This is a genomic window from Aminobacter sp. P4_H6_2, from assembly GCF_056400805.1.
Window position 1 is genome coordinate 1 of record NZ_JBFUKO010000721.1, and the last position, 2,570, is coordinate 2,570.

Genomic DNA, 2,570 nt, shown 5'->3' on the forward strand with positions numbered 1-2,570 from the left:
CCTTGTAGAAAACTTTACGTGCAGATCGGATTTCGAGCATCCGTCCCTCCCGAAAGAGGTAACGGCGTCAAAGACGCCGCCACCTGTTTTTGACGAAGCCGAAGATTACTCGACGATGCAGCCGCAATCGGCCAGCGAAGCCRGGATTTCGATGCCGAATGCCGCCATCGCCTTCTTCGAGATCATCGCGGCATGGTCCTCATAGGCCGGGCGTGAAGGCGCGATGGCCTTGGGGTCCTTGCCCTTCAGGATTTCGGCGGCGATCTTGCCGGCGTTGACGCCGACCTGCTCGTAGTTCACCGCAAAGCTTGCCGGAACGACGCCCTCGCGTACGGCATTGTCGTCGGCATTGACGACCGGGATGCCGGCCTGGCGCGCTGCTGCGGACACTGCCGGGATCGCCGGCTGGATCAGGTTCGAGGTCGGGCCGTAGATCACGTCGACCTTGCCGGCGAGCGATGCGATGCGCTGCTGGATGTCGTTGACATTGTCGATGCCGACTTCAACGACTTCGAAGCCCGCGGCAGGTGCGGCTTCCTTGATCTTTTCGACCAGGGCGACGTCATTGGCTTCGCCCGGATTGTAAGGCACGCCAAAGCGCTTGGCATTGGGCAGCAGCTTCTTGGTGAACGCCATCACGGCAGCGACGTCCTGCAGATCGGTCGCGCCGGTCATGCCGTCATCGCCGGCTTCCCACGAGGGAACCAGCTTGGCCGCGACCGGATCGGTCACCGCTGCGAAGACGACCGGAATGCCCGAGCCAGCGAGCGCCTTCTTGGCGATCTGCGAAACCGGGGTGGTGATGGTGTACAACAGCTTGGGCTGCTCTGCCTGCAGCTTGGCGATCATCTGGGGCACCAGCGACGCGTCGAAATTGGTGTGGCTTTCGGTGTAGACGACGTCCTTGCCGTCGACGAAACCGTTTTCAGCCAGCGACTTCTTGAAGCCGGCGATGGCTGCGTTCAGCTGTGGGTGCTCGCCAAAATTGGCAATGCCGATCTTGATCGGATCGGCGACGGCGGCGCCAAGGCTGACGGCGAGCGCACCGGCAAATACCAGACCCGACAGCAGACCGGACTTCAAGTTTCTCATCTATTCCTCCCAGATTTGACAAGCACCGCTCACTGAACGGCGGCATGGGGCAATCATGAGCAGTCGCAAGAGGTCTGTCAAACATTATATATAATTCTTGCCACGCGCTCCCATGATATATAATTTTTGCGGCAGACACGGATGGACAGCGATGCAGGACGACGAGCACTCCACCAAGACGGAAGCGGCCTATCGGCTGCTGCGGCGCGATATCCTGACCACCCGCCTGATGCCCGGCGCGCCGCTGAAGCTGAGCGCACTGCGCACTGGCTATGGCGTCGGCTGGACGCCGTTGCGCGAAGCGCTGTCACGGCTAGAAGCCGAACGTCTGGTGACGGCGATTTCCAATCGCGGTTTCGCCGTCGCGCAGGTCTCGCGGGCCGAGCTCGAAGACCTTGCACGCGCCAGAATGGTGGTCGAGCTGCCGCTACTGCTGGAATCGATCGAAAAGGGCGATAGCGACTGGGAAGAGGCCGTGGTCACTGCTCATTACAGGCTGTCGCGCTGCAAGACGGCGACCGAGGACCCTTCCGACGCTGCCGTCGACGACTGGGATGAAAAGCACCAGGCGTTCCACTCGGCACTGTTGAGTGCGGCCACGTCCAACTGGTTGCTGCACTTCCGCTCGACCATTTCCGACCAGCTGCGCCGCCATCATCGTTTTCTCGGGCTAGCACCGACATTGCGGGCGGCCGAAGGCCAGAAGCAGGGCTATGAAGAAGCCATGGCAGCGCTTAGCGAAGCGCAGTCGATCGGCCCCCACACCGCACTGATGGAAGCAGCGCTCGACCGCGACCTGGAAAAAGCGAAGGCCCTGATGATCGACCACATAGGCTATACGCTGCATGTCTATGTCCACACAGAGGATTACAGCGGAAACAAGCACGCCGCGCGCGCCGGCAGCCTGAGAACAAGGTCGGCGGCCGAATGAATGTTCCCTATCGCCCGAGCCTCGACGAGATCGCCGCCGCACGCGCGCGGATTGCGCCATACATTCCGCGCACGCCGCTTGTGCGGCTCGATCTCGGCCTGCCTGACCGGCAAATCTTCCTCAAGCTCGAAACGCTGTCGCCGATTGGCGCTTTCAAGCTCAGGCCCGCGCTAAATGCGCTTCTGTCGCGTGATGCCGATACCTTGCGCAATGGGGTAGCAACCACCAGTTCCGGCAACATGGCCTATGGCATGGCCTGGGCGGCAAACAAGCTCGGCGTGCCTATGGCTGCCTACATGTATGCCGGCGCGCCGCAGACCAAGATCGACGGCGTGCGCCGCCTCGGCGGCGACGTCAGGTTCATTTCCATGGAAACCTGGTGGCAATACATCATCGGCGCTGACCGTCCGGATTTTCCTGAACTGCTGGTCAATCCGGTGACCGACCAGGCCGTTTTGGCTGGCAGCGGCTCGATCGGCATGGAGATTCTGGAGGATTTGCCTGAGGTCGACGTCGTGCTCACCCCATATGGCGGCGGGAGCATGAC

3 protein-coding genes are annotated in these 2,570 nt (G+C 61.6%); 2 read left to right on the forward strand and 1 reads right to left on the reverse strand.

Annotated elements, in window-relative coordinates:
• Nucleotides 1-105: 105 nt before the first annotated feature.
• Nucleotides 106-1,092, reverse strand: a complete 987-nt coding sequence (locus AC1DUU_RS29170) for an ABC transporter substrate-binding protein (RefSeq protein ID WP_476786809.1) — start codon at nucleotides 1,090-1,092, stop codon at nucleotides 106-108.
• A 151-nt stretch (nucleotides 1,093-1,243) separates the two neighbouring features.
• Here AC1DUU_RS29170 and AC1DUU_RS29175 point away from each other — a divergent pair, with 151 nt between their 5' ends.
• Nucleotides 1,244-2,023, forward strand: a complete 780-nt coding sequence (locus AC1DUU_RS29175; RefSeq protein ID WP_476786810.1) for a GntR family transcriptional regulator — start codon at nucleotides 1,244-1,246, stop codon at nucleotides 2,021-2,023.
• A partial coding sequence (locus AC1DUU_RS29180; protein WP_476786811.1) for a pyridoxal-phosphate dependent enzyme occupies nucleotides 2,020-2,570 on the forward strand: 551 nt, incomplete at its 3' end. The genes AC1DUU_RS29175 and AC1DUU_RS29180, both read left to right, overlap by 4 nt.

Bases quoted from the DNA above. Each gene is read 5' to 3' on its own strand.
- AC1DUU_RS29175 (WP_476786810.1), top strand. From the start codon at position 1,244: ATGCAGGACGACGAGCACTCCACCAAGACGGAAGCGGCCTATCGGCTG.